The organism is Mycobacterium sp. 20KCMC460, assembly GCF_022179425.1.
In the GTDB taxonomy this organism is placed as follows: Bacteria; Actinomycetota; Actinomycetes; order Mycobacteriales; family Mycobacteriaceae; genus Mycobacterium; species Mycobacterium kiyosense.
On sequence record NZ_AP025524.1, the window covers coordinates 3146458 to 3172947 of the forward strand.

Here is a 26490-nt window from a genome sequence, read left to right on the forward strand (position 1 = left end):
CCTCAGCCGAAGGGGTGGTTTTCGCGTACCCCTCGGTACATCCCCCAGCGGACCACCCACGGCATCACCACGCGGTGGACCGCCCAGGGCGGGAAGCGTAACGCGTGGCCGGTGGGGAAGAAGACCTCCAGCCCGTCGGGCTGGACACCGACCAACGAACCCCAGCGGCGGGTCGGAGCGCGAAAGGCGCGCAGCCGGCGACCGGCGAATGTAGCGCGAATGTTGCTCGCCACCAAAGCATCTCCGCGATTACGAGCGGAGCTGCGCAACGGGTCGGTGGCGGCGACGTCGCCCACGGCGAACACGTCGCGATGGCCGGGCACCCGCAATTCAGGCGTGACGCGGACGTACCCGTGTTCGTCGAGGAGTTCGGGCGGCAGCCAGTCGGTGTTGGGTCGCACCCGCCCGATCGCCCAGAGCACGGCTTCGGCGACGGCCGGGCTCTGCCCGGTGCTCCACCGAACCGGGTCGCTGGTGATCTCCTCGCCGGTGAAGCTGTCGGCGACCACGGCCCGATGCCCGGGGTGCAGGCCGATCCCCAGCTGATCCATTCGGGCACGGACACGCCGCCAGATGCGCGGGTGATATTCGCCCAGCGGGCGCTCACCGGGGAAGTACAGGTCGATCTGTTTGCCCGGCCAGGCGGTGGCCAGGTTGACGGCGCTGCTCACCGCCGCCGCTCCACCGCCGACGACGATCACCGATTTCGCGGCACCGAGTCGTTCGTGGTCGGCGTAGAGCCGGGCGCCGATCTCGCCGGGCGACTGCAGCGCGGTGTGGCGCCAGAACCCGTTGCTGACTCCGGTCGAAATCACCAGGGCGTCATAGGGTTCGGTGATCGTGGCGCCCTCGCGCTCCCGGGCCAGCACGACGCGGCCGGCCAGATCGAGGCCAGTCAGCTCGGCCTGCACCGTTCGCACCCCGTCCAGGCGACGGAACCGGTCGAACGGAATCCAGTAGTCGCGGGCCCAGTCGTCGGGTCGGGCGAGGCGGACGCCGAGTTCCTGACCGCTGACCAACCCGGGTTTCACCGAGATGCCGACGACATCCGCGTGCGGGGCCAGCCGAATCGCGGTCAACAGACCCACGTCACCGAGTCCCGCGACGACGACGCGCTTGCGGCTCACGGTCACGAGGGCAGCCGCCGTGGCGGGCACGGCACGAAGCGAGGTACCCGGTCGATGATCTGCTGGTAGTCGGGGCGGCGTTGCAGGCTGCGCGTCTCCATCATCGGGATGCTGGCGCCGAGGAACATGGCCAGAATGGCCAGCGCCCCGGCGAACAGCCACCAGGCGTCGGCCGGCGAGGCCGCCACCCCGAACAGCGCGAGGGCGAACCAGAACCCGAACTCCCCGAAGTAATTCGGATGCCGCGACCAACTCCACAGGCCGGAGTCCATCGCCTCACCCGGGCGGCGGTTGGCGACGAAGCGGTGCATCTGGACGTCGGCGACCAACTCGATGGTCACCGCCGCCAGCCCTACCACGAAGGCGGCGACGGCAAGCCAGGTGATGCCCGCGCCCGGATGGGTCACACAGACGTAGACCGGCAGCGTCGCGACGAAGACCTGCACGGTCGGGATGAGGTGGATCGCGACCAGATCGACGACGAACTCCCACCTGCCGGCGCGTTCCCGAAACATCGGGTAACGCCAGTCCTCGTGGTGCAGCCCGGGAAACGCGTAGACCCAGTTGCCGGTCAAGCGCACCGCCCACACCGTGACCAGAACCGCGACCAGCCAGCAGCGCAACTGGTCCACGCCGGGACCAGCCTGGCTCCACCAGTAGAAAGTCAGCAATGGCGGTATGACGCTCCAGTAGGCGTCGTAGAAGCTGGAATTGCGGTAGGCCCTGCTGAAGGTGAATACGACCAGCGTGGCCAGCACGTCGGCGACGAAGGTGTCCAGCCACAGCCGGCCGGTGCTCGGTCCCCAGATCAGCCACGCCGCCGCCACCGCCAGGGCAATCAGGTAGGCGACGGTGACGATCGCAAGTGATCGCGCCTTGCTCTCGGTCATTGCGCCTGATTCAACTGCGCCACTGCGCTTTTCGTAGAGCGGAGTTCATCCGGGCCTCCTTGCACACGCGGTCTCCGGTTGCTCCGGTTGGCAGAACTGTAACACGTTCTATTAGTCTGCCGGCGGGTGTCAGGGCACCGGTGATTCGTGCGTGACGGCCTGGTAGCCACGCGCACCGGCCCGGTCCACCGCGGCCTTGACCACGCCGAAGATCAACCCCTGCAGGCCGGCGCCGATCAGCGCGGCACGGGTGGAGTTGCTGAGGTCCTTGGGGTCCGGCGGGGCCTGGTCGTCGTCGCTGAACCGCTTCCACACCTGGCCGAAAACCGCGCCGGCCAACAGACCGCCCGCGACGCTGGTCGCAATCGACAGCGGCATGTACAGAGCTTTGGACTTGGCGCTCATTGCGAGGTCCTCCGATATCGTGGTTTGGCCGACTACGTTTGCTGATACCCCGCTACCCCGGGGTCGAATCCGCCCGGGTCACCCGGTGCGAACGGGCGCGGGTCGCGATTCGGCGATCAACCGTTCGCCGAGGTCATAGTCGTCGTCGCGGTTGTAGGTGAGCACGCCCACGGTCGCGCCGTCGGTTTCGTACCAGACGGTGAACCCATCCGGATGGTCGATCAGCCGGCTACTCTCGAACCCGTCGCCCCACGCGTGATACTTCAGGGTGGCGTCGCCGATGGTGGTCCAAAACCCCGGAATCCCATCCCATTTCGGCTGCCGCCCGGCGGCCGCTGCTCCCGCGATGGCGCCCTGGTCGGTCGCGTCCTGCCAGTGCTCGACGGCCAGGTGCCGGCCGGCGACGGCGTGCCGCGCCAGCGCGACGTCACCCGCGGCGTAGATGCCGCGCACTGAGGTGGCCATGTCGGAGCCCACCACGATGCGCGAGTCGTCGACGCGCAGGCCGGCGTCGGCGGCCAGCGCACTCTGCGGTGTGACGCCGGTAGCGGCCAGGACCAGATCGCAGTCGATGGTAACCCCGTTGTCCAGTCGCACACCGGCCGCGGTGATCTCGGTGACGCCGACCCCGCCGGCGTGGCGGACACCCATCTCGGTGACCAGATCCCGCAATCGGGCGGCGGCCTCGGCGCCCAGCCGCTGTTCCTGCGGAAGTGGTTCTGGCGCAACCAAAGTCACCGCGACGTCGCGCTGTGCCAGCGATGCCGCAGCCTCACAGCCGATGAAACCCGAACCGATCACCACCGCGGAGGCAGCGGAACGTGCAGCGCTGCGCAACGTGGTCGCATCGGCCAGGGAACGCAACAGCAGAGCCCGATGGCCGCCGGGGATCGGCGGCGGTTGCGGCGCAGCGCCGCATGCCAACACCAGGGTGTCGAAAGGGTGCCGGCGATCCCCGACATACACTGCCCGCTCGGCCAGGTCGAGTCGTTCGACAGGGGAGTCGAGGTTCAACTCGATCGTGCGATCGTCGAACCACTGCGCGGGATGCAGCGCCACATCGTCGGTCTCGCCGCGCAGGTATTCCTTGCTCAGCGGCGGCCGCTGGTAGGGCACGTCCCCGTCGGCGGTAAAAATCTGCACCCGCGAATCAGGGTCGTGTTCGCGGAAGGAAGCGGCCGCGGCGACCGCCGCTGGGCCACTGCCGACGACGACGAGTCCGGGTTCGGTCACCTTCGAGTGGTACCCGGCCTGACCGGACTCAACCACGGCCTCAGTCGGCGTGGGTCTGCTGCAGCAGCACCACCGCGCGGCCTTCGACCAGGATCTTGCCCTGCGGCGACAGCGTCTCCGGGTCGGCGGGCCGGCCGGTTGCTGCCGTGGTGTCGAGCACGGGCAGCCAGCCCGGCCCGAATTCGTCACTGGGAAGGATGAACTCGATCGGCTCGTGATGGGCATTGAAGCACAGCAGGAATGAGTCGTCGGTGATGCGCTGCCCGCGCGAATCGGTGCCTGGGATGCCCAGGCCGTTCAGGTATACCGCTACCGACTTGCCGAAGCCCGAGTCCCAGTCTTCGTCGCTCATCTCCGAACCGTCCGGGCGGAACCACGAAATATCCGGTATGCCTTCGGAGCCGCGGTGGCGGACCGGTGCGCCGGTGAAGAAGCGGCGCCTGCGGAAAACCGGATGATCGGCCCGGATCGCCGCCACGGTGCGGGAGAACTCGACGAGGTCGGTATCGGCGTTGTCCCAGTCGATCCAGGTCAGCTCGGAATCCTGACAGAAGCCGTTGTTGTTGCCGTGCTGGGTGCGGCCCAGTTCGTCGCCGTGGCAGATCATCGGAACACCTTGCGACAGAATGGTTGTCGCCAGGAAATTGCGCTGTTGCCGAGCGCGCAGCGCGTTGATTTCCGGGTCGTCGGTGGGGCCTTCGACACCACAGTTCCAGGACCGGTTGTGCGACTCGCCGTCGTTGTTGTCTTCCTTGTTCGCTTCGTTGTGTTTCTCGTTGTAGGACACCAGGTCCCGCAACGTGAAGCCGTCGTGCGCGGTGACGAAGTTGATCGAGGCCACCGGGCGGCGCGCGGTGTGCTCGTAGAGGTCGGCGGAACCGGTGATGCGCGAGGCGAACTCGGACAAGATGGCGTCCTCGCCGCGCCAGAAGTCGCGGATGGTGTCGCGGTACTTGCCGTTCCACTCCGTCCACTGCGGGGGGAAGTTGCCCACCTGGTATCCACCCGGCCCGACGTCCCACGGCTCGGCGATCAGCTTGACCTGGCTGACAATCGGATCCTGCTGCACCAGTTCGAAAAACGCCGACAGCCGGTCCACGTCGTAGAACTCGCGCGCCAGGGTGGAAGCCAGGTCGAAGCGGAAGCCGTCGACGTGCATCTCGGTCACCCAGTACCGCAGCGAGTCCATGATCAATTGCAGGGTGTGCGGATGGCCGACGTTGAGGCTGTTACCGGTTCCGGTGTAGTCCATGTAGTAGCGCTTGTCGTCGTCGACCAGGCGGTAGTAGGCGGCGTTGTCGATGCCGCGCATCGACAACGTGGGACCCATGTGATTGCCTTCGGCGGTGTGGTTGTAGACCACGTCCAGGATCACCTCGATGCCGGCCTCGTGCAGCGTGCGCACCATGGCCTTGAATTCCTGGACCTGGCTGCCGGGCGTCTCGGCCAGGGCGTACTTGGAGTCGGGGGCGAAGAACCCGATTGTGTTGTAGCCCCAGTAGTTCGAGAGTCCCTTGTCGATGAGCGTGGAGTCGTTGGCGAAGTGGTGCACCGGCATCAACTCGATGGCGGTGATGCCGAGGTTGGTCAGGTGCTCGACGATCGCCGGGTGGGCGATCGCGGAATAGGTGCCGCGGCTGCGTTCCGGGATGGCGGGGTGGGTTTGGGTCAGACCTTTGACATGGGCTTCGTAGATGATGCTGTCGGCGTATTCGTGGCCCGGCGGGCGGTCCACGCCCCAGTCGAAGTACGGATTGATCACCACCGACTTGGGCATGTCGGCGGCCGAATCCTCGTCGTTGCGGCTGTCGGGGTCGCCGAAGTTGTAGCTGAACAGCGGCTGACCCCACTGGAAAGCGCCGTCGATGGCCTTCGAATACGGGTCCAGCAGCAGCTTATTCGGGTTGCAGCGCTGGCCGGCGGCGGGATCGTAGGGGCCGTGCACCCGATAGCCGTAGCGCTGGCCGGGTTGGATGCTGGGCAGGAAGCCGTGCCAGACGAAACCGTCGACCTCCGGCAGGACGATCCGGGTCTCGGCTCCGCTGTCGTCGAACAGGCACAACTCGACCCGCTCGGCGACTTCGCTGAACACCGCGAAGTTGGTCCCGGAGCCGTCGTAGCTGGCGCCCAGCGGATAAGCCTTGCCCGGCCAGACCTCGGGGCGTTCCCCGTCGCCGGTGGTGCCCTGCGAACTGCCGTTGGTGACCACCGTGCCTCCTCGTCGTCCGTGCCCGAACCGAACCGTGCCCAAGCGTATATATCCAGCGCGGGGGCAGGCTAAGCATGAGATGGCTCTCAGCGCCGCGGGAACGGGTCGTGAAGTATCGCGACCGGCCGGTCCGTATCGCGCCGAATGGTGGATTGCGACACGGTCACAGACGCGTACCTTTTGACTGCTCAACGGTCACAAGCGTCTCATTGCTCACTATCGTCACATCAACCCAATGCGGACGTCAATCGGCGTCCGGTCCCCGGAGAGGTGTGACATGTCGGCGATTCCTCGCTTCGTCTCGGTATCGCTGGCGGCGGCGGCCGCTGTTGGGCTCATCCTGCCCATCGGCCTTGCGCCGGCCGCGAACGCATTGCCGTGCAGTGCGCCCGAAGCCAACGTTCCGCCTCCGGCCAATGCGGTGGTCACCAACCCCGGTGGCAAGGTACTCGGCCCGCTGAACAAGCGGCCCCGCGGCGCGAACGATCGTGCGCCGCTGCCCAGGGTCGGGCCGTTGCAGCGGATGCTGCAGCCGGGTCAGCGGTACTCCGCGCCGATCCAACAGCAGGCACGCGTGCCCGGTGCCAACCCCGGGCCACCGGCCCCCACGCCGCCGGCCGCGGGCCAGCAGCCCCAGGCCGCGCAAATGGCGCCGGAGGCCGCCGTACCCCCGCCGAACCCGGCCCCGGAACCGGCCGCCGCCCCACCGGGGGCGCCGGATGCGATGGGGGCGCTCGGCGGTTCCAACACCTCGCTGGTCGAATGGGTGACCGGCCCCGACGGCCCGAACAAGACCCTGCAGCGCTTCGGCATCTCCGGGACTGACCTTGGGATCCTTTGGGACAACGGCGATCCCGCCAACCATCAAGTCCTGATGGCCTTCGGCGACACGTTCGGCTACTGCGCTGTCCATGGTGACCAGTGGCGGTACAACGTGCTGTTCCGCAGCAACGACCACGACCTGTCCCATGGGATGCATGTGGCCGAAGGCGACCCGTCCAACCGGTATGCAGGATCGCCGACCCAGCAGCCGGGCTTCTCCCGGCAGGTCATCAACAGCATCAAGTACGCGAAGGAAGAGACCGGAATCATCCCGACCGCCGCCATCTCCGTCGGGAAAACCCAGTACATCAACTTCATGTCGATCAAGGACTGGGGCCGCGACGGGGAATGGTGGACGAACTACTCCGGGGTCGCGATGTCCACCGACAACGGCCAGACCTGGTCGGTGTATCCGGGCACCATTCGCGCCAACGGGCCTGACGCCGCGCGGGTCCCGTACGTGGAGGGCAATGAGAACTTCCAGATGGGCGCGTACGTCAAGGGCAACGACGGCTACCTCTACTCGTTCGGGACCCCGAACGGTCGCGGTGGCGCGGCACACCTGTCGCGGGTACAGCCGCGCTTCATCCCGGACCTGACCAAATACGAGTACTGGAACGGAGATTCGAACTCCTGGGTGCCGAACAAGCCGTCGGCGGCCACCCCGGTCATCCCGGGTCCGGTGGCCGAGATGTCGGCTCAGTACAACACCTATCTCAAGCAGTACCTGGTGATGTACACCAACGGCGCCAACGACGTGGTGGCCCGGACCGCACCGACGCCGCAAGGGCCCTACAGCCCGGAGCATCTGCTGGTCTCGAGCTTCCAGATGCCCGGCGGCATCTACGCGCCGATGATGCATCCCTGGACCACGGGCAAGGACGTGTATTTCAACCTGTCGCTGTGGTCGGCATACGACGTCATGTTGATGCACACCACGCTGGGCTGAGTAGCGCAAAACGGCGCCGTCAGGCGTCGAAGGGCCGGTTCGTCCAGTCCCGGCCCGCCCGGCGCGACGAGCGGAACCAGCCGCCCGCGGCGCCGGTGCCGCCGTCGGTCGGAATCGTGTGGCCGGTGACGAACGCCGACAGGTCCGACGCCAGAAACAGGATGACTCGCGCCTGATCCTCCGGCACGCCCATCCGCCCCAGCGGCACCCACTTCGGCCACTGCGTCTGCTCCTCGGCGGACAGCCACTGCGAGTAGGGCACCTGCAGCGACTCGGTGACATCGGGACCGATTGCGTTGACCCGCACGCCGTCCCGGCCTACCTGGACCGCCAGGCTGCGGGTGAAATGGACGACGGCGGCCTTGAAGGCGGCGTAGACCGGATCCTCGGGGTAGCCGCGCAACCCTTCCACCGACGAGACGTTGACGATCGCGCCTGATTGCTGCTCGATCATCGCCGGCAGGAAGGCGCGGGTGACCAGGAAGACGTGCTGCAGGTTCACCCGGTACAACTCATCCCAACACCGCGGGTCGGTGCCGGCGAACGGGCCGGGATGACGCACCCAGTGACCCACGTTGTTCACCAGCACGTCCACCCGGCCGAAGCGGTCCAGTACGGCGGCCGCCAGCGCGGCGACCTGTGCGTCCTCCCGGACATCGGTGACGACGGGCAGTGCCGTTCCGCCTCCCGATTCGATCTCCTCGGCCGTCCGCTGGGCGCGCTCGGCGTCGATGTCGGCGATCACCACTCGAGCACCGTGCTGCGCGAACAGCCGCGACGTTGCCGCACCGATACCGTCGCCTCCGCCGGTGACCACGCACACCAAATCGGGGAGCAGCATGCCGAGGGAATCCATCAGGGGGCGTAACCGGAGTCGTCGGCCTGGCGCAGTGCGCTGACGTAGTCCCAGCGCTCGCGGGTGGTCTCGTCCGCACCGTTGGGGGCAGGCGTGGCGGCGAGCATCCCGCGCAGTTCCTCGACTGTGTTGAATTCCTTGCGCCGCATCCAGTCTCGTAGGCCCTCGAGGAGCACGGCGGCGTACTCGGGGCCGTGGCGCAGCAGCGCCGACGCGCTCATCACCACATCCGCGCCGGCCAGCAGGTACTTGATCAGTTCCGTGGCACTCTCAACGCCGGTCGTCGCGGCCAGCGAAGCCCGGATTCGGCCGCGCAGCAACGTGATCCACGTCAACGGCAATCGCATTTCCGCGGCCGTGGACAGTGACACGCCACGCTGCACGGTGAGGGTCTCGGGGTCGATGTCGGCCTGTAGGAACCGATTGAACAGGACGAGCCCGTCCGCGCCGGCTTCGTCGAGACGCCGCGCCATCTCACCGGTCGCGCTGAAGTAGGGACTGAGTTTCACCGCGACGGGTACGGTCACCGCGTCTTTGACCCGCGCCAGGATGTCGAGGTGACGCTGTTCGACGTCACGGCCGCTGATCAGCGGATCCCCGGGCAGGTAGTAGACGTTCAATTCGATTGCGGCAGCACCGCATTCCTGCATGGACCGTGCGTAGTAGGTCCATCCGCCGGGCGTGCTGCCGTTGAGGCTACCGATCACGGGCACCGAGACGGCACCGGCCGCCCGTTCGAGCATGCTCAAGTAGCGGCGCGGGCCGTGGTCCTCATCGGCGACCTGCGGGAAATACGACAAGGACTCGGCGAAGCTCTCGGTGCCCGCCTCGGCCAGACGTGCATTGCGTTCGGCCTCGCGGCGCAGTTGCTCTTCGAACAGCGAATAGAGCACGACCGCACCGACCCCGGCATCCGCAAGTCGCCGGACGCCTTCGACGGTCCGGGACAACGGGGACGCGGCCGCGACCAGGGGGTTGGGCAGTGCGAGCCCCAGATAGCGAGTCGACAGGTCCATCAGTGTTCCTTGCGGGCGTCGGCACGGAAGTGTTCGGGACCGCGAGAAGCCATCTCCTGGTAGACATTCCAGCGTTGGGCGTTGGCTTGTTCGGCCAGTCCGAGGAGCCGGTCGTACTCGGCCGGGTTGGCGTTGGCCAGCGCACGGAAACGCAGTTCCCCGTTGCGGTAGTCGGCCAGGGGAATACGCGGCTGATGCGAGTCGAGCAGGAACGGGTTCTCTCCGGCCGCCCGCAGCATCGGGTCGTAGCGGATCAGCGGCCAGTGCCCGCTCGCCACGGCACGGTACTGCTGATCCATCCCGTGCCGCATCTCGATGCCGTGGGCGATGCACTGGCTGTAGGCGATGATCAGGGAGGGGCCGTCGTAGGCCTCCGCCTCGCGGAACGCCTGTAGCGTCTGTTGCGGGTCGGCGCCCATGGCGACCTTGGCGACGTAGACGTTGCCGTAGGCGATCGCCTGCAGCGCAAGGTCTTTCAACGGGACGGTCTTGCCCCCGGCGGCGAACTTGGCCACCGCACCCAGCGGGGTCGCTTTCGACATCTGGCCGCCGGTGTTGGAGTAGACCTCGGTGTCGAGCACCAGCACGTTGACGTTGCGCCCGCTGGCCAGCACGTGGTCGAGCCCGCCGAACCCGATGTCGTAGGCCCAGCCGTCGCCGCCGACGATCCACACGCTGCGCCGCACCAGGTGGTCCAGCACGCTGCGCAGATCACCCACGTCGTCGCCGGCGGGTTCGAGATCGTCGAGGCGGCGCCGCAGTTCGGCCACCCGCGCGCGCTGTGCGCGCAGTTCGGACTCCCGCAGCTGCGGCGCCGTCAGGATGGCGTCGACCAGTTCGGCACCCAGGACGTCGCGCAGCCCGCTCAACCGCCGCCGGGCCAGCTGCACGTGGGCGTCGTCGGCCAACCGGAAGCCGAGGCCGAACTCGGCGTTGTCCTCGAACAGCGAGTTGGACCACGCCGGGCCACGCCCCTCGGCGTCGGCCGTCCACGGCGTGGTGGGCAGGTTGCCCCCGTAGATGGACGAACAGCCGGTCGCGTTGGCGACCATCAGCCGGTCGCCGAAGAGCTGCGAGAGCAGCTTGAGGTACGGGGTCTCACCGCAGCCCGCGCAGGCGCCGGAGAACTCGAAAAGTGGCTGCAGGAACTGGGTTCCGCGCACGGTGCCGAAGTCCACCCGGGATCGGTCGTTGTTCGGCAGCGTCTCGAAGAACTCGATATTGTTCCGGGCGCCGTCGACCCGCGGCTCCCTGGGGCCGAGATTGATGGCTTTGGTGCCCGTGCTGCCCGGTATGACCACCGGGCATGCCTCGACGCACAGGCCGCAGCCGGTGCAGTCCTCGACGTACACCTGCAGCGAGTACCTGGTGTCGGGCAGTCCGACCGCGTTGAGCGGGGCGGAGTCGAAATTCTCCGGTGCGCCGGCGAGCAGGGCCTGGTCGTAGAACTTCGACCGAATCACGCTGTGCGGGCAGACGAAACCGCAGTTGCCGCACTGGATGCAACTGCCCGCATCCCACACCGCCACCAACTCGGAGATGTTGCGCTTCTCGTATGCGGTGGTGCCACTGGGATAGCTGCCGTCCACCGGAAGTGCGCTGACCGGCAGGGCGTTTCCGCGTCCGGCCATCATCTCCGCGGTGACGGTGCGGACGAACTCCGGGGCGCCGTCGGGCACCGTCGGCGGCGGCATCCGGGTCGAGGTGACCAGGGCAGGCACCTCCACCCGGTACAACCCGTCCAGGGCGCGGTCCACCGCCGCCATTTCCTTCTGCAGCACGTCGCCGCCTCGGCTGGCATACATCTTCTGCACCGAGTTCTTGATCCGGGCGATCGCCTGCTCGCGCGGCAGCACCTTCGATATCGCGAAGAAGCAGGTCTGCAGGACGATGTTGATTCGCCCGGCGAGTCCGGCCTCACGGGCGATCCGGCCGGCGTCCACGGTGTACAGGGTGATCCGCTTGTCCAGGATCTGTTCCTGAACCGGCCGGGGCAGCGCGTCCCAGACCTTGTCCACCGGGTGCCGGCAGTTCAGCAGCAACACCGCACCCGGCGCCGCCCGACCCAGCACGTCGACCTTGTCCAGGAAGCGAAACTGATGGCAGCCAACGAAATTAGCGCCCGACACCAAATACGGAGCCCGGATGGGGTTAGGCCCGAAGCGCAGATGCGACTCGGTCTGCGAACCCGATTTCTTGGAGTCGTAGACGAAGTAACCCTGCGCGTGCAGGCCGGCTTCCGAGCCGAGGATCTTGATGGTGTTCTTGTTGGCGCTGACCGTGCCATCCGAACCCAGCCCGAAGAAGATCGCCCGGACCGTGTCGGGCGATTCGACGTCGAAGGATGGGTCGTAGGCCACGCTGGTGCCGGAGACGTCGTCGTCGATGCCGACGGTGAATCGCCGCCGCGGTTGCGGGCGAGCCAGTTCGGCGAACACGCCGGCAACCATCGCGGGGGTGAACTCCTTGGAGGACAGTCCGTAGCGTCCGCCCGTGACGCGGGGCATGACGGTCCGTTGCCCGTCGGCGTGGGCGCCGGCCAGCGCCGCCACCACGTCCAGATACAGCGGCTCGCCGACGGATCCGGGTTCCTTGGTGCGGTCCAGCACGCCGATCGTGCGCACGGTGGCGGGCAGTGCGCCGAGAAAGGCCTCGGTGGGAAAGGGGCGGTACAGCCGGATCTGCAGCACCCCGACCCGCTCGCCACGCGCGGCCAGAGCCGCAACGGTCTGCACCGCGGTCTGGGCGCCCGAACCCATCAACACCAGCACCCGCTGCGCCTGCGGATCCCCGTGATACTCGACGATGTGCATGCTTCTGCCGGTGCGTTCGCCCAGCCGGGTCATCAGCTCCTCGAGCACCTCCGGAACGCGGGCGTAGAACGGGTTCACCGTTTCCCGCGCCTGGAAGTAGACGTCGGGGTTCTGCGCGGTGCCGCGGATGAACGGGTGCTCGGGGGACAGCGCACGTCCGCGATGCGCCCAGACCAACTCCTGAGGCACCAGGTCGCGCAGGTCGTCATCGGACAGCGTCTCGATCGTGTTGAGTTCGTGCGAAGTCCGGAATCCGTCGAAGAAATGCACGAACGGTACCCGGGTGGTCAGCGTGGCCGCCTGCGCGACCAGCGCCAGATCGTGCGCCTCCTGCACCGAGGCGGCGGCCAGCAGCGCGAATCCGGTCTGCCGCACCGCCATCACGTCGGAGTGATCACCGAAGATCGACAACCCTTGTGCAGCAACCGATCTCGCTGCAACGTGGATGACCGCCGAAGTGAGTTCGCCGGCGATCTTGTACATGTTCGGCAGCATCAGCAGCAGGCCCTGCGACGAGGTGAAGGTCGTGGTCAACGCCCCGCTCTGCAACGCGCCATGCAGGGCGCCGGCCGCACCGCCCTCGCTTTGCATCTCGACGACTGCGGGGACGGTACCCCACACGTTCGGCCTTGCCGCACTGGACCATTCGTCGGCCAACTCGGCCATCGGCGACGACGGTGTGATGGGGTAGATGCAGCAGATCTCGTTGAGTCGGTAGGCGACTGAGACGGCGGCCTCGTTGCCGTCCAGGGTGGCTCGAGTCATCGTGGCTCCGGGAACATCTCGATGGCGTGCACGGGGCACTGGTCGAAGCACACCGCGCAACCCGTGCACTTGTCATAGTCGAACTTGTACCGGTGCCCCATACCGAGTTTGATCACCGCATTCTCCGGGCACGCGCCCAGGCAGCCGTCGCATTCGAAGCAGTTCCCGCACGACAGGCACCGGTTGGCTTCGTAGGTGGCCTGTTCGGCGGTCAGGCCGCCGACGACCTCGCGGAAATTCTCGACGCGTGCCGCCGGCTCGAGTTCGGGCTGCCGGCGCCGTGCGGCGTCCCCGAAATACCACAGGTGCAGAGCGTCGAACGTCGCCGTGGGGTGTTTCGCGGGGCGCAGGCCCGAGTCGCCGCGCAGCCAGGCATCGATGTTGCGGGCCGCCCTCTTCCCATGTCCGACACCGACTGTGACGGTGCGCTCACCGGGCACCATGTCGCCGCCGGCGAAAACCCCCGGACAGCCGGTCATCATCGACTCGGTGACGCGCACGCTGCCGTCGCCGTCGAACTGCACTCCCGGCAGCGTCCGCATGAAGGCCGACTCCGTTACCTGGCCCAGCGCCATGATCAGGGTGTCGGCGGCCAGCGTCTCGAAGCGCCCGGTCGGCCGCGGATATCCCGACTCGTCGAGTTCCATTACCTCGACCCGCAATTCGGGTCCGTCGAACGCGTTGACGGTCCGCAGCCAGTTGATCCGCACGCCTTCGCGTTCGGCATCCTCGGCTTCCTGCTCGTGGGCGGGCATCTGCACACGGGTGCGGCGGTAGACGATGACGGCATCCTGCGCGCCCAGCCGGCGGGCCACCCGCGCGGCGTCCATCGCGGTGTTGCCGCCGCCGTAGACGGCCACATGCTTTCCGATCGCCGGACTTTCGCCGGAGGCGACGTCGCGCAGGAACGACACCGCGTCCACCATCGTGGCGGCGTCCCGCACCGGGATGTCGACTCGCTTGGCCAGATGCGCACCGACCGCGACGAACACCGCGTCGAAGTCGCCCTCGTCCCGTTCGGCGGCGAGGTCCTCGACCCGATGACCGCAGGTGAATACGACACCCATGGCCGCGATCCGGTCCAGCTCGGCATCCAGGACCTCCCGGGGCAGCCGGTAGCTGGGAATGCCGTACCGCATCATCCCGCCGGGCGCGGCCCCGGCGTCGCGGACCTCGACCTGGTGGCCGAGGCGTGCCAGATGATAGGCAGCGGACAGCCCGCTGGGCCCGGCGCCCACGACCAGCACCCGCTTGCCGGTGGGGGCGGGAGCCTCGAACCGCCAGCCGCGTTCGCATGCCAGGTCGCCGAGGAACCGTTCCACCGAGTGGATCGATACGGAGCTGTCTAGATGGCCACGGTTGCAGACGTTTTCGCAGGGGTGGTAGCACACGCGGCCGTGGATTGCCGCCAGTGGATTGTCCGCGACGAGCTGACGCCACGCTTGTTCGTGCCGGCCCGCCGCGGCATGGGCGAGCCAGGCCTGGATGTTCTCCCCGGCGGGGCAGCCGGCGTTGCAGGGCGGCAGCAGATCGACGTAGACGGGCCGGCGTTCGCGCACCGGTCCCGCCCGGGCCCGGTCGTGCGACAGGTCCGGAAGTGCGGTGAGGTCAGAGAACGACGGCACGACCGCGCCCGGGCCGGCCTCGCTGCTGGCGTGCTCGTCACCCGCCATCTGCCCAGCATAGATTCCGGACATCTCAGTCGTCCGACGCAGCGGGGGATTTGGTGCGGCTCGCCGCGCCTATCGACGAGGTGAGCAGTAGGGCCGCGAACAAGCCTCCGGCGATACCGGAGATCAGCAGCGGCAGCCGGCCGGCCGGCCCCCACAGCAGACCGGCCCACAGACCTGCCGACAGCACCGCGAAGCCGGTCGCGCCCTGGAATATGCCTTGCGCGCTGGACTGCAGGGCGGCGGGAACGAGCCCTGAGATCCACGCCTTTCCGACGCCGTCGGTGCATGCGGCGAACAAGCCGTAGAGCCCCACGATGAGCCAACCCGCAACTTTGTCGGTGGTGAGCCCGAGGCTGAGATAACCGACAGCGAAAAAGGCCATGCCGATGCCGAACACGGTGGGCCTCGGGATGCGGTCGGCGAGAGCTCCGGCCGGGTAACTGCCCACCGCGTAGACCAGGTTGTATCCCACGTAGGCCAGGATCACTTCGGCAACGGAGAACCCGATTTCGTTGAGGTGCAACAGGATCAGCGCATCGGGGAAGTTGACCGCGGCGAAGGCCGTCAGCAGAGCGATCGTTCGCCAGTATCGGCCCGGCAGCTTGCCCAGGGCGGTGCGCACCGGCTGGCGGGCCGCGCGCTGCACCGGTCGGGCCCGTTCGCGCACCCACAGCACCAGGGCCGCGCTCAGCACGGCCGGAACGATCGCGATATAGAGCAACGGCGGAATCCGATGGTCGAGCAGCTCGTATCCGGCCAGCCCGAGTAGCGGGCCGACCACCGCGCCGAGAGTGTCCATCGCGCGGTGGAATCCGAACACCCGGCCGCGGCTGGCCTCGTCGACTCCATCGACGAGCAGGGCATCGCGAGGCGCTCCGCGAACACCCTTTCCGATTCGATCCACCACCCGGCCGCTCAACACCCCGGGCCACGCGCCGGCAACCGCAACGATCACCTTGCCGAGCGCGGCCATCCCGTAGCCGGTCATGATCAACGGGCGCCGGGCAAAGCGGTCCCCGAGCGGCCCAGCCGTCAGTTTGGTCAGCGACGCCGCCCCCTCAGCCGCGCCTTCGACGGCTCCCACCACGGCCGGCGAGGCACCGAGTACCGCGGTGAGATAGATCGGCAACAGCGGGTACAGCAGTTCGCTGGCGGCATCCTGGAGGAACGAAACCGCGGAAAGCACCCGGACATTGCGGGTCAGCCAACCTTGTGCCGCACGAACTTCCATGGATCAGCCGGGGAATCGGACGACGGTCCCGGGCATCAGGTGAACGACCTTGCCATGGCATTGCACGTCGACTCCGGGGGCGTCGCGCGGATCCACACTGATCATCACGCCCTTCCCGCTGACCCGCAGGTGCAGGTGCAGACCGCGATAGTGGATCGGGACAGCCAGCACGCCAAGCGTTTCCGGCCAATGCGGATCGAGAATGATCCGGTCGGCCCGGGTCTCCATGCCGGTGAAGCAACGCTGCATGAGGTCGACCGATCCGGCCATGGCCGCAAGGTGTATGCCTTCGGAGGTGGTGCCGTCCTGGATGTCGGACACGTCGGACTTGAGCGCCTGCTGGAAGAACTCCATGGCCCGATCGCGGTTGGCCCGGGCCAGCACCCAGGTGTGCACCACACCGCTGAGCGTCGACCCGTGCGAGGTGCGGGCCAGGTAGTAATCCACCATTTCCGGAACGGTGTCCACGTCGAAGCGGTAACCGAGCCGGTCGAGCAGTTCGCCCAACTCCGTTGCCGACATCAGGTAGAGCAGCATCAGGGCGTCGGCCTGCTTGGACGCCTTGTACCGGTTCACATCGTCGTTCTCCGCCTCGAGGATGCGGTCGAGACGTTGGATGTTGCCGTACTGGCGCCGCAACCGGTCCCAGTCCAGTTCCTCCAGCTCGCCGTACCCCTCGAACTGGCTGATGACGCCGTCGTGGAACGGCACGTACATCCGCCGGCTCACGTCTTCCCAGCGGGCCAGTTCGTCGGTGCTTAGCCGCAGCGTTTCCAGCAGATCGATTCGGTTCGGCAGCGGCAGCAGTTTGAGCGCGTCGAAGGCGCGCAGGATCACCCAGACCGCCATCACGTTGGTGTACGCGTTGTTGTCGATGCCGTCGTACGGCGCGTCGGGATAGCCGGAGTGGAACTCGTCGGGGCCGATGACACCGCGGATGCTGTAGCGGCCGCGGTCCTCGTCGTAGGTGGCCCGGCTCACCCAGAAGCGCGCAATCTCGGCCAGCAACTCCGCGCCGTAGTCGATCAGGTAGGCCAGGTCGCCGGTGACCTGATAGAACTTCCACGCGCTGTAGGCGACGGCGATGCCGATGTGGTGGGCCCGCGCGCTGGAGTCGGGATTCCACCGTCCGCTGCGCGGATTCAGGTGCAGCCGTTGACTTTCCTCGCGTCCGTCGCTGCCGGATTGCCAGGGGAACATCGCGCCGGCGTAGCCGGCCTCCTGGGCGGCGTGACGCGCCTCAGGCAGGCGCCGGTAACGGTAGCCGAGCAGCGAGCGGGTCACCATGGGCAGCCGCAGGTTCAGCACCGGGAAGATGAACAGCTCGTCCCAGAAGATATGCCCGCGATACGCCTCGCCGTGCAGTCCGCGCGCCGGCACGCCGACATCCAGGTCGGAACTGTTGGGCGACACCGTCTGCAGCAGATGCAACATGTGCAGTCGCAGGATGCGCAGTTCGTCGGCGAAGTCTTCGAAGTCGATGGACAGCCGTTCCCACAGATGCACCCACTCGGTCAGGTGCCCGTCCCGCAGCTCGGCGAACCGGCCGAGCCGGCCCAGCAAGCGCTCGGCGTCCACCGCGGGTTCGGAGGTCGCAACATCGCGCCCGGTGTAGAGCGTTACGACCTTCTCGACCGTCAACGTTTCACCGATCGCCAGCTCGACGGCGATATCGTGACCGACCTCGGCGGCCCGCTCGAAGTGGTGATAGCTGGCCGGGACGGGAATCTCGTCACGCCAGACGATGTTGCGCGCCGCCATGGCGACGGGAATGCGCGACTGGGTTGTCCGCATCGACAGCAGCACGGAGTTGTCTGAGATCTCCCGCTTCTCCAACAGCTCGAGATGATGGTTGGCCAAATCCCGGTACCGCTCGACCAGCGAGTTGGTGACGTTCCCGTCCAGCGTCGAGCGGACCTCGATCGTCCCTGACCAGTCCTCGGCGAGGACCGTCGTGTGCAGGGCGGCGACGTGCGGCAGGTGCATCGCGACGAATCGTTGCTGCGTCAGGGAAGTGGTGCGTCCGGCGTCATCGCGGAACCGCACGGCCCTGGTCAGCACCGCACCGCGCAGATCGAGGGACTGCCGGAACGACAGCACCTCGACGTCGTCGATGTCGAACCAGCTGCCGTCGTCGATGCGGAAGGTCAGGGCCAGCCAGTTGGGTATGTTGACCAGGCTTTCGTTGTCGATTTCGGTGCCCGATACGTTGTCGACCAGACGGTTGTAGATCCCGGCCGCGTACGTGCCCGGGTAGTGCACCTGATCGGCTTTCGATTCGGGCGCGGCGCCGCGGGTGGCGAAGTAGCCATTTCCCACCGTGCACAAGGACTCACGCAGCTTCTCACTCTGCGGGTCGTATCCTTCGAAGGTGAAATCCCAAGCCGTGGACGATGTTTGGTGGTTATAGGCAAGCCAATTCGACCCTCGCTGAAGGAATTCGCGCACCTCGTCCGGGCTGGTCAGGCTGAATCGGGCGGCCGTTCTGCGGTCGCCGTCCTCGCTGTGCCGCACCACGATGCCGATGCCGCTGAATTGGACTGCGTCGAAGGCGTCTTCGTCGGTGAGGTCGTCGCCGATGTAGATCGGAAGTCGGGAGTGGCCGCGGTCGATGCGGTCGGCGATCCAGGCCAGCGTGGTGCCTTTGTCGCAGTCGACGTCGGGTCGCAGCTCAACGAGCATGCGTCCGTTGGTCACTCGCAGGCCGGCCCGGCTTGCGAGCTTGTGTGTGGTGGAGACGATCTGGCCGATGTGCTCTGGTGCGACCTCGCGGTAGTGAACGGCGACGGCGAAACGCTTGTGCTCGACCCGTACCCCCGGAATTTCGGCAAGGCTGTCGCGCAACTCGGCAGCCGCCTGCTGCAGAACCGGGACAACGGCTGCGGCGGAATCGTTTTGGTGGTAGCTGCCATCTGGTGCCATCAGTTCGAACCCGTGGCTGCCCGCATACCAGAGCCCGGGTACGCCGACGCGGTCGCGGATATCCGCCAGGTCGCGACCGCTCAATATCGCCACCGGGCACACCTCGGCCGCCTGGGCCAGCACCTCGGCTGCGCCGTCGACCAGGGTGGCCGCCTCGGGATCGGCGACGATGGGGGACAGCGTTCCGTCGTAATCGAGGAACAGCGCCAACTCTCGAGCGCTGGCGATGCCGATCAACTGACCGTAGGAATTCAGCGCATTCGGGATTTCCGACATGCGCTTGTCGCCATAGCGCACCGCGATGTCGGCCACGCCGGCCACCACGACGTCGGCGCCGCTTTGCCGCAGCCGGTCGGCGCCGCCGTCGCGGTCGACACCGACGACGAGGCAGAATCCGCCGTCGCGGCCCGCGGTCACGGCAGCGTTGGTGTATCCGACGACCACCGCACGTTGTGGACGCACCCCGAGCCGGTGGCTGGCGTCCACACTGACAGCCGAGTCCCCGGCCTCCGCCTCGCCGTCGATGCAGACGTCGAATATGTCATCGATCCCGGCGGCTTTCAGCACCTGGCGACCGTGTCTGCCCGACCTGCACGCCGCCGTGGCGACGTTGGCGCGCTGCAATTTTCGCGCCAATGCCAGCGTGGGACCTAACAGCGGCGCGCAGGACGCAGCGTCGGCGCCGACGGTGTCGGTGAGCAACCCGTCGAGGTCGAAGATCACCGCGTCGTGGTGCCGCGGGTCGATGGTGGTCGGCAGCTTCATGCCAGGCTCCTGCTCAAAGCGGCGTGCTGGGCTTGGGGGCGAGGGAACGGGTTGCTGGTCATTGGGATGGCGCGACCTGTTGCTCCAGTTGCAGGATCTGGCGCGTGGTCTTGATCACCGTGTCGGGATTGAGGCTCATGGAGTCGATTCCGATCCGGACCAGGAACTCGGCCATGTCCGGGTAGTCCGACGGCGCCTGCCCACACAGTCCCGAGTGGATTCCGTTGCGGCGGCAGCCATCCACCGCCAGGCGGATCATCTCCTTGACGCCCTCGTCGCGTTCGTCGTAGTCGAATGCGACTACCTCGCTGTCCCGGTCGACGCCCAGGGTGAGCTGGGTCAGGTCGTTGGAGCCGATGGAGAAGCCGTCGAAGCGCTTGGCGAATTCGTCGATCAGAATCACGTTGTTCGGGATTTCGCACATCGCGTAGATCTTCAGCCCGTTCTCGCCGCGCCGCAGACCGAGGTCGGCCATCGTCTGCAGAACCAGGTCGGCCTCGGCCACCCGGCGCACGAACGGCAGCATCAGGATGACGTTCGTCAGGCCCATTTCCTCGCGCACGCGTCGCATCGCGCGGCACTCCAGTGCGAAGCCCTCGGCATAGGCGGGGTGCGCGTAGCGCGAGGCGCCACGGAACCCGAGCATCGGGTTGCTCTCCGCAGGCTCGAAGGGCGGCCCGCCGAGCAGGCTGGCGTACTCGTTGGTCTTGAAGTCCGACATCCGGACCACCACCGGCTTGGGCCAGAACGCGGCGGCGATGGTGCCGATCCCTTCGGAGAGCCGCTCCACGAAAAAGCTTGTGCCGTCCGCATATCCCTGGGTCAACCGGGCGATCGTGCGGCGAGCCTCGGGATCCTCCACCTTCTCGGGGTGCACCAGCGCCAGCGGGTGGACCCGGATGTACTCGCTGATGATGAATTCCATCCGGGCCAGCCCCACGCCGTCGTTCGGCAGGAACGATGTCTTGAAGGCCAGGTCCGGGTTTCCGAGGTTGAGCATCACCTGCGTGCGGGGCCGCGTCAGGTCACCCACCTCGCTGCGATCCACCCGGAATTTCACCTCGCCGCGGTACACGCGGCCGGTGTCACCCTCGGCGCACGACACCGTGACCAGCTCGCCGTCGGGCACGCAGGTGGTCGCGTCGCCGGTGCCGACCACCGCGGGGATGCCCAGTTCGCGGGCGATGATCGACGCGTGGCAGGTGCGGCCGCCGCGGTTGGTGACGATGGCCGCGGCCGTCTTCATGACCGGCTCCCAGTCCGGCGTGGTGGTGTCGGCCACCAGTACTTCGCCGGGGCGGAAATCGGACAGGTGGGTGAGGTCCTTGATCCGTCGCACCGCGCCCGAGGCGATCCGTTCCCCGACCGACCGCCCTTCGGCAAGTACCTCACCCCGGCCCTCGATCACATAGGTTTCCAGCCCGGTGTCGCTGCGCTGCGAGGCCACCGTTTCGGGGCGGGCCTGGACGATGTAGAGCTGGCCATCCAGACCGTCCTTGGCCCACTCCATGTCCATCGGGCGGCCGTAGTGCTGTTCGATCGCGCACGCGTAACCGGCGAGTTCGAGCACATCCTCGTCGGTGATGCAGAAACGCGCGCGATCGGCCTTGGGCGTCGGGATGTTGCGAGTGGTGTACTTCGTCTCTCCCTCAACGAAAATCATCTTCACCGCCTTGTCGCCGATGAGGCGGCGCAGCACGGCCCGGTGACCCGCGAGATACGTGGGTTTGTGCACGTAGAACTCGTCGGGATCCACCGCGCCCTGCACCACGTTCTCGCCGAGACCGTAGGCGCCCGTCACGAATATGGCGTCGCGGAAGCCCGACTCGGTGTCCAGGGAGAACATCACACCGGAGGCGGCGAGGTCGGAGCGCACCATCTTCATCACGGCGATCGACAGCGAGACCTTGAAGTGGTCGAAGCCCTGGTCGATGCGGTAATGAATGGCGCGATCGGTGAACAGGCTGGCAAAACAGCGCCGGCAGGTGTCGAGTAGGCTCTCCGCGCCCTTGATGTTGAGGTATGAATCCTGTTGCCCGGCAAAGCTGGCCGTTGGCAGGTCCTCGGCGGTCGCCGAGCTTCGCACTGCCAGGCTGACGTCCTCGCCGTACTCCTGCTGCAGCGTGCGGTAGGCGTCCAGGATGTCGGCGGCCAGGTCGTCGGGCAGTCCGGCGCCGTAGACGATCTCCCTGGCGCGCTTACCCTTACGCGCCAGAGCCACGACGTCGTCGGGGTCGAGGTCGTCGAGTTCGGCGTGCAGCCGATCCCAGGCGCCGGCTTGGTCCAACATGTGCCGGTACGCCTGGGCGGTGATGGCAAATCCGTGCGGGACGCGAACACCCTGCGCGGACAGCTTCTGGACCATCTCACCCAGCGAGGCGTTCTTGCCTCCCACGATCGGCACGTCGTCGATACCGATGTCGTCGAAGAAGCGGACGTACTCGGACTTGTTCATGACCTGTCCTCTCAGGGCGTCAAGCAGCCGGCAGTATCGAGCGTGATCCACACATCATGTAACGATCGGCCGTGGCGCAACAGCGTGGTCTCGCATCCCGCGATCATCGGTCGAGTCCGGTGTGTGCACTCCATGCACGTTGCCAACCTTTCATTGCGGGGTATCCCAAGCCAGGGCCGAAGGTCACTCGAATTGGTGACGCACATCCGTCCCACGGGCGCCTCGCTCGTGTCCCTGCGCAGCGACCCGGACCGTATTCGGCCGGTCGACCAGTGGCCGAAGAACCTTTCGTCGCATCTGACGTGCGGCGGCTGGTGAAACTTCCCGGTTGCCGACATTGCCCTACCGACCTGCTGGTGATCATGGGCGCCAACCCGGCCGCGTCGCAGGGCTCGGTGCTGGCCGCGCCGGACGTGATGAGAATGATCGGCGCAATTCTCAAGCGCGACAGAGTAATTGTGATCGATCCGGTGCGGACGCAGACCGCCGCGCACGCGAACTCACCGGCACCGGTGGCGCACCAGGCCCGGGGCCCCAAAGAGGTTCTCGGCCAAGTGCCGGTGCCGTGCATGGTCGAAGAGATCGCCACACGGGCGGAGGGGCAGCTCAGGGCGCTGATCACCATCGTCGGCAACCCGGTGCGTGTCCTCACCTGGACGTAACAAGGTCCATGATGCGCTGCCGATGCTGGAAGCCATGATCTCCGTTGACAATTGGTCAACGAAACCACCCGCACGCAGATGTGATCCTGTCCGGGCTGTCACCCTTGGAACAACCTCATCACGACGACCCGGTGCTGCAGTTCGCGACGGCTTCTTCGACTACCTGGCGTTTACCTGCGGCCTCGACGGGCCGGCGATTCGCCGGCACTATTCGGCCGCTGCGATCAGGCCGGGCGGGGTGTCGATGCCGCGCGACTGGCGTCAAGCGCCTTTGCTGAGAACCTGATCCGCGGTCGCCCGCATCTGATCGGAGAGTCGGAGCAGATCATGCTCACCCACCCCGTTCGGCAGGGTGTAGGCCACTTGACGTAATTCGACGGCGTAATCGCGCAACTGCTGGCGTAGCCTCGCCTCAACGTTCAACATGACGGCTTCCTATCGGCTGGGACTCGGCTCGGGCGCCACTGTCATCGACCGGGCCGTCTCAATTTTTGCCGTCCGTTGACCCGTTGGCGATGCGGGCGGGGGCGTTTTAACCAGACTTTGACGGTCCATTTACCGTGCGCGTCATTTAGCGCCATCGCAAGGCGAAGTGCGGGCTACTACCCGGACTCGTCCAGGTCGGTCAGCTCATCCGGCTCGGGCGCGAGGAACACCGTTTCCTGCTGCTCCCGCCAATCGGCGACGTCGGCTTCCAGCGGTACTTCGCCGGCGAAATCCTGAGGCGTCTCCTCGTCTTCGGGCTCATCGGCGGCCAATCGCTGCTGTTCGGCAGCGTCGCCGACGGGAACGTCGTCGGGAAATGCAGTGTCATCGTCGGGCATGGGCGGCAATTTACCCGATGCACCTCCGCTGCTTCCGAGCCGTAGCGATCCGGGGTTGCGGCGGCTGCCCGCAGGCTACTATGCCGCCATGCCGCTCGACGATGGTTCGACGTTTGCCGGATACACCATCATCCGGCGGCTGGGATCCGGCGGTATGGGCGAGGTGTACCTGGCGCAACACCCCAGACTGCCGCGCCAGGACGCACTCAAAGTGGTCAAGGCCGAGGTGTCCGCCGACGACGAGTACCGGGAACGGTTTCATCGCGAGGCCGACACCGCCGCCGCGCTGTGGCATCCGCACATCGTGGCGGTACACGACCGTGGCGAGACCGACGGCCAGCTCTGGATCGACATGGACTACATCGACGGGACCGATGCCGGCGCTCTGCTCGAAGAGCGTTATCCCAACGGCATGCCCGGCCCCGAGGTCGTCGAGATCATCACCGGGGTGGCCGAGGCTCTGGATTACGCGCACGAACACCGGATGTTGCATCGCGACGTCAAGCCCGCCAACATGCTGATCGCCAAGCCCGATTCACCAGATCGGCGAGTCCTGTTGGCAGACTTCGGGATTGCCGGCCTGGTAGGTGAATCGACCGGGTTGACCGCCACCAACATGACGGTGGGCACCGTGGCCTACGCCGCCCCCGAGCAACTGATGGGCAAGGACCTCGACGGCCGCGCCGACCAGTACGCCCTGGCCGCGTCCGCGTACCAGCTGTTGACCGGTGAACCGCCGTTTCAGCACTCGAACCCCGCGGTGGTGATCAGCCAGCACCTCACCGCGGCGCCGCCGCCGATCGGCGACCGGCGTCCTTCGCTGGCCAACCTCGATCCGGTTTTCGCCAAGGCCCTCGCCAAAGATCCCAAGGATCGCTACCTGCGCTGCGTCGACTTCGCGCGGGCGCTGAGCCACCACTTGGGCGGCACCGGCGACACCGACGACACCAGCCTTTCGCTGGCCGCGGCATCGGCCCCGGGCCGCTCGTTGCTGCGGCCCGCGGTGCTCGTGCCCGCGCTGCTGGCCGTCGCGCTCGTCGTCGCGATCGTGGTCGCGGTGCAGGAACTCGTGCGCGCCGACGACGAGGAGCGCGCCAAGAAGGCGCCGGCAACGACCGCGACCACCCCGGCTTCGGCGACGACGCCGCCCTCCCAGGCCGCCGGGCCCACACCGGAGATACCGATCGTCGCGATCGGCGCGGCGTGCTATCCGCTGGGCAGCCTCGGCGCCACCAAGACGGGAGCCACCGCCTACTGCTCGACACTGGCGGGCACCGATAACAACATCTGGTCGCTGACCGAGAGCACGGTCGCCAGTCCGACCGTCACCGCCGCCCCGGAACCGGGCGAGTCGACGTTGCCCAGCGAGCAGGAGTCACCGGTGCTGGTCTGTGTGCAGCAGACGGGCCAGACGCGGCGGCAGTGCCTCGAGGAAATCCGCCGCGGCGTCGCGCCGCCGCCTCGCTGACCCCGCCGAACTAGGCCCGCCGGACCGGTGGTGGAGACCAGCCGCCGGTGAGCACCTCGGGTCGGGGCGCGTACAGCCGCATCGTCACGCCCAGCGGCCCCAACGGCGCGGGCAGCCAGTTGGCTTCGCGTTCCGGACCCGGGTGGTCGTGCTGGATGAGGATCTCCAGCGATCCGTCCGGGTCGTACCGCAGCGCGTCGCGGTCCCCGATCGCGAATCGGTCGAGTTCGTTGGCGACTTGAAACCCCTCCGCGTCGTACATCGTGATGGACCAGAACGCGTCGACCGGCGGTAATCTGTCCGCCTCGAAGCGCAGCACGTACGACCGGTCACCGGTCACCGCGGCACCGTCGGCATCCGCCGTGAGCAGCGGGTACACCGCATCCTCGGCCGGGTTGGCGCCCAGACCGACCAGCGACACGACGGCGCGGCGCAAGTAGTCGTTGCCGTAGACCCCGATACCCGCGCCCATCGTCATCCAGCCGTCGACGTTGGGCGCCAGGGTCGGGATGGACGCCACCAGTTCGGCTAACGCGTCCTGGCGGCCTTGCTCGATCTCGACCACCTGATCGGCGGTGAAGCGGCCGGCGTCGAACGCCTCGCCCGGCACGATCCCCAGGTTGGCCAGGCGGGCCAGAATGGAGAAGTCGGTCGCATGGGGCGGGTTGACGCACAACAGATCGGCCGCATACGACAGGTAGTCGAGGGCCGGCATCCCGTTGACGATTTTCAGCGGTTCGGTTGTCACGTCGTGGCCCGGATTGGCGACGAACTCCGGCTTGGCGCCCAGTTCGGTGACCGAGAAGCCGTCCTGCACGCGGTGGACGGCCGGATAGTCCGCCGGTCCGTTGGTCTGGGTCCTGCCGATGATCCAGACGTACGGCGTCGGCGCTCTGACGACGTGCGATCCCTCGGGCAGTTCGCCGGGTGGACCGGGGCCCACGATCACCAGATCCAGGGGGCCGGTTCCGGTGGTCCGTTTGCCCGGATTGGCGAAGACGTCGGTCCACATGTCGAGCATCGGCAACATGTAGTAGCGGTCGTCGGTGTCCGGGGCCGTCAGCCGAACCGGACCTGCGCGCAGGTCCAGCCAGGCGACCGAATACAGGGTGTCGAAGTTCGGCCGCACCACCGATCGAAAGTCGGCCGAGGGGAACGAACGCAGATGGGAGAATTCATTGGGCGGGCCGAACCCGGGTTTCGCGCCGGGCGCGGAGTGCAGCGACTGCAGGCGCGTGACGTCCATCGTCACCAGTGGATAGAAGTAGACGAAGGCTTCTTTGCTGAGCGTGCGCAGGTCGTTGGACAGCGTTGTCATGGTTCTCCCTGACCCGGTTGCGGAAGTGCAAAGAACCATAAGCACGCCGACCCGGAATTTCGCCGGTAACACGTATTTGACTTCTTG

Annotated in this window: 17 protein-coding genes and 1 pseudogene; 3 read left to right on the plus strand and 15 right to left on the minus strand. The window is 67.1% G+C overall.

The window, feature by feature from the left end:
* Positions 1–2: 2 nt before the first annotated feature.
* The 5 genes from MKCMC460_RS14580 to glgX all read right to left on the minus strand — a co-directional run bounded on the left by MKCMC460_RS14580 (position 3) and on the right by glgX (position 5864).
* The gene (locus tag MKCMC460_RS14580; protein WP_236974932.1) at positions 3–1127 is read right to left on the minus strand and encodes an FAD-dependent oxidoreductase; all 1125 of its coding nucleotides are present in this window, start codon (positions 1125–1127) and stop codon (positions 3–5) included.
* A gap of 2 nt (positions 1128–1129) precedes the next feature.
* A complete protein-coding gene (locus MKCMC460_RS14585) occupies positions 1130–2017 on the minus strand; it encodes a DUF1295 domain-containing protein (RefSeq protein WP_236974930.1) in 888 nt (295 codons plus the stop codon).
* 129 nt (positions 2018–2146) lie between these two features.
* A complete protein-coding gene (locus MKCMC460_RS14590) occupies positions 2147–2422 on the minus strand; it encodes a DUF4235 domain-containing protein (RefSeq protein WP_236974928.1) in 276 nt (91 codons plus the stop codon).
* A gap of 78 nt (positions 2423–2500) precedes the next feature.
* Entirely contained in the window at positions 2501–3655 is a 1155-nt protein-coding gene (locus MKCMC460_RS14595) for an NAD(P)/FAD-dependent oxidoreductase (protein ID WP_236974926.1), read from the minus strand.
* Positions 3656–3695: 40 nt separating this feature from the next.
* Positions 3696–5864 carry a glycogen debranching protein GlgX gene (gene glgX, locus MKCMC460_RS14600; RefSeq protein ID WP_236974924.1) on the minus strand — a complete coding sequence of 723 codons (2169 nt, stop codon included), beginning with the start codon at positions 5862–5864 and terminating at the stop codon, positions 3696–3698.
* 235 nt (positions 5865–6099) lie between these two features.
* Here glgX and MKCMC460_RS14605 point away from each other — a divergent pair, with 235 nt between their 5' ends.
* Positions 6100–7635, plus strand: coding sequence for a DUF4185 domain-containing protein (locus tag MKCMC460_RS14605; RefSeq protein WP_309297848.1), 1536 nt, complete (start codon positions 6100–6102; stop codon positions 7633–7635).
* A 19-nt stretch (positions 7636–7654) separates the two neighbouring features.
* On the opposite strand, the gene MKCMC460_RS14610 is transcribed toward MKCMC460_RS14605, so the two are convergent.
* From MKCMC460_RS14610 to ppsA, 7 genes are read right to left on the minus strand one after another with little or no spacing between them, the layout of a single operon-like run.
* Entirely contained in the window at positions 7655–8476 is an 822-nt protein-coding gene (locus MKCMC460_RS14610; protein WP_236974916.1) for an SDR family NAD(P)-dependent oxidoreductase, read from the minus strand.
* 14 nt (positions 8477–8490) lie between these two features.
* The gene (locus tag MKCMC460_RS14615) at positions 8491–9507 is read right to left on the minus strand and encodes a dihydroorotate dehydrogenase-like protein (RefSeq protein ID WP_236974914.1); all 1017 of its coding nucleotides are present in this window, start codon (positions 9505–9507) and stop codon (positions 8491–8493) included.
* A complete protein-coding gene (gene nifJ, locus MKCMC460_RS14620) occupies positions 9507–13085 on the minus strand; it encodes a pyruvate:ferredoxin (flavodoxin) oxidoreductase (RefSeq protein ID WP_236974912.1) in 3579 nt (1192 codons plus the stop codon). Before nifJ ends, MKCMC460_RS14615 begins: the two co-directional genes overlap by 1 nt.
* Entirely contained in the window at positions 13082–14758 is a 1677-nt protein-coding gene (locus tag MKCMC460_RS14625; RefSeq protein ID WP_238304455.1) for an NAD(P)-binding protein, read from the minus strand. The genes nifJ and MKCMC460_RS14625 overlap by 4 nt, the downstream gene beginning before the upstream one ends.
* A 25-nt stretch (positions 14759–14783) precedes the next feature.
* Positions 14784–15989 (minus strand): MFS transporter, encoded by a 1206-nt coding sequence (locus tag MKCMC460_RS14630; protein WP_238304457.1) that lies wholly within the window; start codon positions 15987–15989, stop codon positions 14784–14786.
* A gap of 3 nt (positions 15990–15992) precedes the next feature.
* The gene (otsB, locus tag MKCMC460_RS14635) at positions 15993–19676 is read right to left on the minus strand and encodes a trehalose-phosphatase (protein WP_236974908.1); all 3684 of its coding nucleotides are present in this window, start codon (positions 19674–19676) and stop codon (positions 15993–15995) included.
* A 58-nt stretch (positions 19677–19734) separates the two neighbouring features.
* The gene (gene ppsA, locus MKCMC460_RS14640) at positions 19735–22131 is read right to left on the minus strand and encodes a phosphoenolpyruvate synthase (RefSeq protein WP_238304459.1); all 2397 of its coding nucleotides are present in this window, start codon (positions 22129–22131) and stop codon (positions 19735–19737) included.
* A gap of 264 nt (positions 22132–22395) precedes the next feature.
* Between ppsA and MKCMC460_RS14645 the strand changes: the two are divergent.
* Positions 22396–23004: pseudogene (locus MKCMC460_RS14645) on the plus strand (hypothetical protein); the annotation flags it as partial.
* 50 nt (positions 23005–23054) lie between these two features.
* On the opposite strand, the gene MKCMC460_RS14650 reads toward MKCMC460_RS14645, so the two are convergent.
* Both MKCMC460_RS14650 and MKCMC460_RS14655 read right to left on the minus strand, forming a co-directional pair.
* Positions 23055–23219 (minus strand): hypothetical protein, encoded by a 165-nt coding sequence (locus tag MKCMC460_RS14650; RefSeq protein WP_236983743.1) that lies wholly within the window; start codon positions 23217–23219, stop codon positions 23055–23057.
* A gap of 176 nt (positions 23220–23395) precedes the next feature.
* A complete protein-coding gene (locus MKCMC460_RS14655) occupies positions 23396–23617 on the minus strand; it encodes a hypothetical protein (protein ID WP_236983741.1) in 222 nt (73 codons plus the stop codon).
* 88 nt (positions 23618–23705) lie between these two features.
* On the opposite strand from MKCMC460_RS14655, the gene MKCMC460_RS14660 reads away from it, so the two are divergent.
* Positions 23706–25085 (plus strand): serine/threonine-protein kinase, encoded by a 1380-nt coding sequence (locus tag MKCMC460_RS14660; protein ID WP_236983739.1) that lies wholly within the window; start codon positions 23706–23708, stop codon positions 25083–25085.
* 10 nt (positions 25086–25095) lie between these two features.
* Here the strand turns inward: MKCMC460_RS14660 and MKCMC460_RS14665 are convergent, their stop codons facing one another.
* Positions 25096–26403, minus strand: a complete 1308-nt coding sequence (locus tag MKCMC460_RS14665) for a DUF1254 domain-containing protein (protein WP_236983737.1) — start codon at positions 26401–26403, stop codon at positions 25096–25098.
* Positions 26404–26490: the final 87 nt, after the last annotated feature.